The sequence below is a fragment of the Acinetobacter lwoffii genome, assembly GCF_024129595.1.
GTDB lineage: Bacteria > Pseudomonadota > Gammaproteobacteria > Pseudomonadales > Moraxellaceae > Acinetobacter > Acinetobacter lwoffii_O.
This window is the reverse complement of the sequence record NZ_JAMXXS010000057.1, coordinates 1-8,392: the sequence shown is the minus strand read 5'-3', so window position 1 is coordinate 8,392 and position 8,392 is coordinate 1. Positions and strand designations below refer to the sequence as shown.

The following is an 8,392-nucleotide window of genomic DNA, read 5'->3' as shown; positions in this document are numbered from 1 at the left end:
CACTCCAGGATCGCCTGATCAAGGAAATGCGCCTAGAAGGTATCTGTTCAATTGCCGAGGCAAATGCCTGGCTGCCCTGCTTTATTGAGCAGTTCAATCAGAAGTTTGCCAAGTGTGCGCGAAACTCAAAGAACCTGCATCGACCATTAACCGAATCTGATCTTGAACTGGATGATATTTTTACCTGGCAGGAACCGCGTAAGGTCACCAAGAACCTGACGATTACCTATGACAAATGTATTTATCTGCTTGAACCGACAGAGCTGAATCATAAGCTTGCTGGGCAATACATTTCATTTCTGGAGTATCCGGATGGCACTGTGGCCCTCATGCATGAAGGACGAAAGCTCAACTACAGCATCTTCAATAAATTGGCTGGGCTGCAGCAAAATGAGATTGTTGAGAATAAACGGTTAGGTTCAGTCCTGGCGCATATCCAGCAACAACATGAAGAATTGGAGAAACAGAATAAACGTTCCCGTGCCAAGAAAAGTATGCCGAGCCGTAAAGCTCAGAAAGCTGTTATTGGACAAAGAAATTTAAATCCTGTGCTTGACTCTTGTGGTTAAAAACAGGACATTTTAAATGGTTTATCGCATAGACATTTTAATTGGTGAATAACAGATTTTTTAAATAGTTTTATTTATCAAATACTTAACCACACAAATCCAAAACCCCAAAGATCAAAAAACATACGTTTTAACAACTCGTGTGTTTTTTAAGCATATTTGTCATATTTCGCCAATAAAATCGGCTAAAAAACGCTCAAAATTGCGTTTTTTGCCCAGATTACAAGCCTTCACGATCTGAAAGAATCCACAATTTCTGCGGATAAACCTGGGACAGTTTTTAGCCGCTCTTGTACGTATATGCTCACATCAATCTCGGCCCTTTGCGCCTGTACGACTTGGCTGCAATTTTCTATGATGGATTCATCAGGAACAGGAAGTTCCACACAATAATAAGAACATAGATACGCACAAGGACTGTAAGGTACGACAGGAGTTATACCGAGCGAACCAATACGAAAAACCCCGGCAGGATGCCGGGGTTTTTTATGCTCTGTACTTTTAGATGAGGCTTGGATGGGCATCTAGAATATGGATTAAAGTCATTCACCAATTACAACAAATCACACGCTATAAATTATTTAATGATAAGATATGTATCAATGATACCTATCATATTAGGAGATAAAAAATGGAAGTTGCTAAAGTCTTTCAAACAGGTCGAAGTCAAGCCGTTAGGTTACCTAAAGCATTTCGTTTTAATGGTACTGAAGTAGCGATTAAAAGTTTTGGACGTGGTGTGTTATTGATGCCTATCGACAATCCTTGGGATGTAATGCTAGAAGCTCTAAACGAGTTTGAAGTTGGATTCAAGTTAGAACGGGCAGATCAGGGCGAACAAGTACGTGAGGATTTCAAATGATTTACCTCTTAGACACAAATATTTGTATCTATGTGATCAATCATAAGCCAGAGCATGTTTTTGAACGCTTTAAACAATACCAGCTTGGTCAGCTTGCGATTTCAAGCATAACAGCATCCGAATTAGCTTTTGGCGTTGAAAAATCTGGCTCTGAGCGTAACAAACAGGCATTGAACAAGTTTTTATCACCCTTAGATATTTTACCTTACGATGAGAAAGCAATCTGGCATTACGCAAAACTACGTCAAGATCTACAATCTACAGGTAAAATAATTGGTAGTTTGGATATGCTAATTGCAGCGCATGCCCTAGCTTTAGATGTTGTATTAGTCACAAATAACATCAAGGAATTTGAGCGTATAGATGGATTAAAGTTAGAAAACTGGGTTTAATTACAATTTCTAGTCCTTTTAAGGACTAGATTTCTCATAATTTGTATAATATTAATTCTATTAAGATTCCATAAAAATGAAAAAAATCTTTGTATTAACTCTACTGGTATCTTCAACATCTATTTTTGCTACTTCCCCCACGCTTACACCACAAAATTTAGAAAAATATAAGGGTAATCAAGAAAATAAGATGTCACGTTTGAGAGTAAGTCTGGCTGTTTCTAGCAATAATGATCAGGGTGAGATTAATATCTCTAATTTCACTTTATGTTCAACAATTACTTGCTGGAAAGCTGAGGTTAATAAACCTGTACCTATTGTAAATAGTAGTACCACAAGAGGTCAGCTAGTAGCTGACGTTTTAATTCCAATGAATGAGCAACTTAAACAGATCTTTTTTGAACCAACAACAGGAAAGCAGTCGATTGAAGGCAATTTAAAGTTCGAAAAAGTAGTCAAAATTGAGCCTGAATATCAAGGCCACACTTTGTATATTGTTTTAGATAAGGTTAGTAAAGGAAGCGGTGTATTTCGCTACTTTCCAGCCGCTAGTAGTGCGTTGCCTTTTAATTCTGAATTAAAATACTATCTAATTGATCCAAAATTCAATCAAACAATTAATCTAAATAGTAAAAGTATGATTACGTTTCCAGCAAATTTCTTGCCTGAGCCTCAATTATTTTTTATTGCTGAGCATAATGTAGGTAAAAAATTTCCAATGCTCGATATATATCCTTACCTCAAGGGCAGAGGTGATCTTAAAATTAAGTTAGCTGAAGTAAATAAAGGGAGTAATAGTCATCCTCAAAACCAAGTTATTTCCTCAATAAGATATTCTGAAATTACTTCTTCTAATACTCGTGTAATTGATGGATCGGATACTCCCCATACAGCAGTTTTAGAAAAAAAGTCATTATGGTTCAGGCTGCTGAATATTCTAAATTTAGAATAAAATTATAATATAAATTAAAGGCCTACCTTTGACTGACCTTCAATTTTTAAACACCTCTTTTAGTGTGGTGTTTAACATAAAATCTCTTATACGAAGTTAAAAAAGTAGCCCCATACCGATATTAGATAGGAGCTTTGTGGCAAAAATAGAGTGAATTTAATAAAAAATGAAACCTCTAATTCTTTTTCTATTTCTTCTTCTAACTAAGAATTAGAGGGTTAATTTTTTTCCCTCTGGAGTTTTATAGTTATTTTTATAAGACTTATTAGATCACTTATTGATCAAATAATCACCCCCAAAACCGCCTAAAACCGATTACTGACTTATGGATAAGTGTGATGGAAATCACAAAATTAATCAGATCTAAAAATCAGAAAATTAAACTCTTTATGAAGAGCGAATTGCTCTTTTAATTTTCTGATCAGTCTTATATTGCGACAAAGCATATACTGCCCAGATGGCAGCCGGGATCCAGCCTAAAACTGTAATCTGAAGTACCAAACAAATGACGCCTGCAAATGGTCGTCCTATCGTGAAAAACAGCAGCCAGGGAAAAATTAAAGCAATCAATAATCTCATTTCAGATTCCTATGTATCTTCTCAAAGAATTAATAATTAAATATCGGCAGATCAAACAGCTTACGATCTCTTTCATCCGTTAAATATTTATCCATCTGCATAATCAATTTTGCTCGAGCCTGTTCATCATCTTCAGTGATTTTTAGCATGCAGGATCCGATTAAAATTTTGCGTCTGGTATCATCCTTTCGTGCCTGCTCTTTCTCTTTGGCACGTTCTCTTGCCAATGCTGCCTGTCTTTGAGCCTTAAGCTGTTTTAGCTTCTCTTCCTGTGCCTTAATCTTGCTATCTAAAGTTTCAGTAATGCTCATTAATCCAATACCATCATCCTGGGAAACCATCCCTAACATAAGCGCACTTGAATATGCATTCAAGGTGCTATATGTATAGTAATGTTTTCCTCGAAGAGCGCACTTATGCAAACTTCGTTTTCAAGTCCGATTGGGGTCTCCCCAATACCCCGACAACCGTATCCACGGTTGTACTTCACTACGTGAAAATTTAAAAGCGAAAAACAGGCATGGCAATTTACCACTTTTCAGTCAAAACCGTAGCACGATCAGCAGGGCGTTCCGCCACTGCTGCAATTGCCTATCGCGCAGGTGAAAAGATTTATTGCGAACGTGAAGGCCGGGAACATGACTACAGCCGAAAGACTGGTGTGGAACACAAAGAGATTTATTTACCTGAAGGCGCACCAAAGCATTTAAAAAACCGGGAAAAACTCTGGAACGAAGTTGAACAACGAGAAACCCGAAAAAATTCCACAGTCGCCCGGGAGTTTGAAATTGCCTTTCCCAGTGAACTGAACGAGGAACAACGCCTGGCCATGCTTGAGGATCTATGTTCTAAAATCGTAGAAAGGCACCAGGTTGCGGTTGATGCCTGTATCCATGCACCGCATACCGGATCCGGCAGTGATGAGCGCAATTATCACGCCCATATTCTGATGAGCACACGTAAACTCACTCCAGAAGGTTTTACAGAGAAAACCCGGGAACTCGATCAGAAACACAGTGGAGAAATCGAACACTGGCGTGAACAGTTTGCTGATATCTGCAATATTCACCTGGATATGGCCGGATCCACCGCCCGAGTCGATCACCGCAGCTACAAAGACCAGGAGAATGGTCTGGAAGCGACCCTGCATGAAGGACCGAAAGTCACCGAGCTACGCAGACAAGGCATTGAAACCGAAATCAGTCGAAGCAATGATGAAATCAAACAGAGAAATCAGGCTCAGCTGCAATACGGCAAAAATATGGACATGCTGATTGCTGAAAATGAGATAAAACTCAGCAAACTGAAAAAAGAACAGCAGATTCAAATCGAACATAGCGCTAGAACGCCACCAATTGACGAAAAAGCCGTGTTTGAGGAAAAACAGAGGGATTCCCTGGCTAAAGTACTTCAAGGCGAAATCAGCGCAAAAGACGCGAATCTGGATCTAGGTTTCATGCAAAGCAGCCTTGAAAAGGCCACAAATACCCTAAACAAGCTGCAAAAGCATCAAAATGAGTTCGCACAAAACCTGGCCGAGGACATTATCCGGACAGAATTAAAGAAAAGCCGGGATCAATTACAAAGCCTGGTTGAGCAACATGCAGAACTCAGCAAAAAGAAACCGCTGCTATTTGGGAAAAAAGCCTGGGAAGAACAGCGTGAAGATATTTACCGAAAACACCAGCACTTAAAAAGCCAACACGAAGACAAGAAACAACATGGTGTAAAAAACTTACTGGGTAAAGACGAGTTTAGAACCTATGCCTGGAAACAATACCAAAAACATCACCCAGCGAAAGCTGAGCAATATCAGAAGCTCTACAGCTCCTATCGTGTCATCAAAAAACATATCGATGAAATCAAAGCAGAACAACAGCTGAAACTCAGACAAGAACAACGACTCAAACAACAGCAAGTACCAAAAATGAAATCTCGTGGCATGAGTCGTTAAACAGAGCGAGTGTCTACGAGCGAACTGAAAAAATTCGCGCCTCGACTCCCTGAAAAACAGCTTTTTAGGCAAGTTAGCCTAAGAAAGCGTTCATCACATGCAGAAAATTGAACCTAGACCGAGCGAAGCGAGCATAAAAAACTTATGAGCGAAGCGAATTCCGAGTTGCTTTTGTTTTTTCTAAAAGTCACGCAAATATTAACCAAAAATTGCCCCGACGAATCGAGCGAAAGCGAGATTCAATAGAGTTTGAGCGAAGCGAAAACCAAGGGCAATTTTTATGAATTTTCTTTTTTATTTTATATTTATAATATTTAATATTTAGAGCATGTTTTCTTTATTATTTTCAACCAATTATGAATGCATAAACATAGGTTTTATCCGTTTCAAACATAGGTTTTATCCGTATAAACATAGGTTTTATCCGTTTCAAACATAGGTTTTATCCGTTTCAAACATAGGTTTTATCCGTATAAACATAGGTTTTTATTTTACTATTTAAATGGATACTGCTATGATGATTTCCTATGTAAAAAGTTTATCTAGATTTTGGTAAATCCATATAATTTTTATAGGGAAATAAGAATGAGCCGTTCAGAAAATTTAGACATGTCGATTCTTGTCTCTAAAGCAAATGATTTAGTAAAAGCTCATTATAAAATGACTGTTGTTGAGCATAGATTGTTCAATATTGCTTTATCAAAAATTCGTTCTAATAACATTACATTAGATAATAATGTACCAATTACCATTTCAGCTCATGAATATGCAGATTTGTTTTCAGACACCATAGATGGCGGTTATAAAGCCCTTAGAACGGCTGTAGATACTCTATTTGAACGCCAGTTCACATTAGAGCGAGAGATCTCGAATACTAAAAAACATGTTAGAACATATAGATTTATTCAAATGAAGGGATATCTTGAAGGTGAAGCTAGAATTGAGATTCAATTTGCTAATGATGTCTTACCATTTGTAAGTGAGCTGGCTAATAAATTCACTCAAATTGATCTTCAACATACGGTTGATTTAAGCAGCCAATATGCCAATCGCTTATATGAAATTCTCAAAGAAGTGCAGAACTATAAAGAGCAAAAAGTTTTTCTAGAGTTAGATGATCTTCGATCTAGGTTCGGTATCCAAAATAAATATAAAACTATGTCAAACTTAAAAGACAATGTCCTGGACTTAGCTGTCACTCAAATAAATAAGAGCAAAGCCTGCGATATATATAACCTTCAATATACTAATAAGAAGGCAGGGAAAAAAATTATAGGATTTGAGTTTACCTATAAAATTAGAAAGCAATCAAAGAAGTCAGATATAGCTATACAACCTATAGTTTTAAAAATGACTGATTCGCAACGTTATCTTTTTGCTAATAAACTCTCTGAGCTTGCCGAGATGAATAAATATTCTCAAGGTACAGAAAGTTACTCTCAATTTGCGGTTCGCATTGCCGAAATGTTGCAGGATCCACATAAAATTGAAGAACTACTGCCATATCTAAAGAAAGTAGGATTTAATACAAAATAAACTTCATGTTCAGATTGGATGTTCACATGAACATCCTTGTACACGTACTGAGGGATTCCATTGAACACAACAAAATTTAGCGTTATGGACGCGAGTAAAGCATTTAAAAAATCGCGTACAACAATATATGAGGCTTTAAAAAATGGTGAATTATCAAGAGATCATAATGGACTTATAGACTTATCTGAACTTATCAGAGTTTATGGCAATCCAGTCGGTGTTCAGTCCAGTACACGTACTGAACAAGTTCAGAAGGATGTACAAGTACACGTTCAATCTGAAGTTGAAAGCCTATTAAAAGATCAAATTTCTTTACTTAAAAATCAGTTAGATTTAGCAAATCAAAGAGAAAAGTCTTTGATGCAACATATTGAAGATCTTACTCATAGAATTGAGTTTAAAGGTACCTTAGAACAGTCAAAACAAGAAAATATTAATCAGTTAAATGAATCTACTAACTCTAATATAGCAACAGATCCTCGGCCACAGACTGAATCGAACTATGACGGATTGACTACTCCAGAGAACAAACGTATCCCTGTCCCTGAACACGTTGAGCCTGAGCCTAAAAAAAGGGGCTTCCTGAGCCGTTTTTTCCTTCCCTATGGTTAGCCAGGACTCCAATTTTTTGATGAGCCAATTTCAGTGCAAGCACATGAAATAATGACTCCTCAAAAAACCGGATGATGTTTATTAAAACTGAATAAACCCGTGGAACATTGTTTATTTATTGAGCGTGAAACATGAAAAATCCATAAAAAAGCCCATTCTGGAGGAAATGGGCTTGTATAAGAAATCTACAGCATTGATTTCTAAAGGGAATTATACAGCATTTCGTATAAGGTGTATTATGTTAATTTTAGGAAATCTTAAGCTTTAGCCAACATAATCTTCAGTTGATATTACTTGAGCATATGCAAATTCAAAAGCGGCCATTAATGTTGCATGGACATGACCAGCAGGTACTTTAACGCCATTAAATTCCAAGTCAGCTCTGGCCCTAGAATCATTTTTTTAACTTTTCATAACGAAGAATAAAAATAACTCAATGTTTACTTTAGGTTTTATACGCTTTTTCTTTTCAGGAAATAATGCTAGGATCAAAATTGGCTAACATTAAATAATCATAATGAAGAATCTTCAAATAGTTATAGCACAAGCTCTACATTCATATGAATTTGAACATATGGAGCAATCAATAAGTAAATCCATTAGCGACACTATATTGGAAATATTGGTCAATGATGGGCCTTTTGAAAAAATTGATTGTTATCTGTATTCAAAAAAAGATTCTAAAAAAATTCTAAAAAGCTCTATACACTATGTAATTGCTGTCTTAGAAAGGGCGAAGTATAGAGTACAGAAAGCTCAGCAAGATAATCTGAGTCCTTTGTATATCTGCTTATACGTGATTAAGAAAATTGAGGGCTTTATCGAATACTTAAATACTAAATTTTGGTGGTGTTTCAAAAAGTATGCTGAAAAAAACAATATGGCTTTTGATAAAATAGAGGTATGAAAATAACGCTACAAATCAAATGTCCTACC

9 protein-coding genes and 1 pseudogene are annotated in these 8,392 nt (G+C 36.7%); 8 read left to right on the top strand and 2 right to left on the bottom strand.

The features are described 5' to 3' along the window. The 4 genes and pseudogenes from NI466_RS15110 to NI466_RS15095 form a co-directional block, all read left to right on the top strand. Positions 1-569: pseudogene (locus NI466_RS15110) on the top strand (ISNCY family transposase); the annotation flags it as partial. A 631-nt stretch (positions 570-1,200) separates the two neighbouring features. Further along, entirely contained in the window at positions 1,201-1,431 is a 231-nt protein-coding gene (locus NI466_RS15105) for an antitoxin (protein ID WP_005020941.1), read from the top strand. Further along, positions 1,428-1,823: a type II toxin-antitoxin system tRNA(fMet)-specific endonuclease VapC gene (gene vapC, locus NI466_RS15100; RefSeq protein WP_005020938.1), complete on the top strand. Its 396-nt coding sequence runs from the start codon at positions 1,428-1,430 to the stop codon at positions 1,821-1,823. Before NI466_RS15105 ends, vapC begins: the two co-directional genes overlap by 4 nt. Before the next feature lie 76 nt (positions 1,824-1,899). Next, positions 1,900-2,775, top strand: coding sequence for a hypothetical protein (locus tag NI466_RS15095; RefSeq protein ID WP_253173953.1), 876 nt, complete (start codon positions 1,900-1,902; stop codon positions 2,773-2,775). A gap of 387 nt (positions 2,776-3,162) precedes the next feature. On the opposite strand, the gene NI466_RS15090 is transcribed toward NI466_RS15095, so the two are convergent. Together NI466_RS15090 and NI466_RS15085 are read right to left on the bottom strand one after the other, a co-directional pair. Beyond that, positions 3,163-3,354, bottom strand: a complete 192-nt coding sequence (locus NI466_RS15090; RefSeq protein ID WP_057695016.1) for a YqaE/Pmp3 family membrane protein — start codon at positions 3,352-3,354, stop codon at positions 3,163-3,165. A gap of 29 nt (positions 3,355-3,383) precedes the next feature. Further along, positions 3,384-3,665 (bottom strand): DUF8583 domain-containing protein, encoded by a 282-nt coding sequence (locus tag NI466_RS15085; protein WP_253173955.1) that lies wholly within the window; start codon positions 3,663-3,665, stop codon positions 3,384-3,386. A 209-nt stretch (positions 3,666-3,874) separates the two neighbouring features. On the opposite strand from NI466_RS15085, the gene mobQ reads away from it, so the two are divergent. The 4 genes from mobQ (at position 3,875) to NI466_RS15065 (ending at position 8,363) form a co-directional block, all read left to right on the top strand. Further along, complete coding sequence (gene mobQ / locus NI466_RS15080) at positions 3,875-5,308, top strand: MobQ family relaxase (protein WP_253173952.1); 1,434 nt, start codon at positions 3,875-3,877, stop codon at positions 5,306-5,308. Positions 5,309-5,893: 585 nt separating this feature from the next. Beyond that, positions 5,894-6,844, top strand: a complete 951-nt coding sequence (repM, locus tag NI466_RS15075) for a replication initiation protein RepM (RefSeq protein WP_253173951.1) — start codon at positions 5,894-5,896, stop codon at positions 6,842-6,844. Positions 6,845-6,904: 60 nt separating this feature from the next. Beyond that, positions 6,905-7,456 (top strand): plasmid replication DNA-binding protein, encoded by a 552-nt coding sequence (locus NI466_RS15070; RefSeq protein WP_290446029.1) that lies wholly within the window; start codon positions 6,905-6,907, stop codon positions 7,454-7,456. A 517-nt stretch (positions 7,457-7,973) separates the two neighbouring features. Further along, positions 7,974-8,363 (top strand): hypothetical protein, encoded by a 390-nt coding sequence (locus NI466_RS15065; RefSeq protein ID WP_228277153.1) that lies wholly within the window; start codon positions 7,974-7,976, stop codon positions 8,361-8,363. The last annotated feature ends 29 nt before the right edge of the window (positions 8,364-8,392 follow it).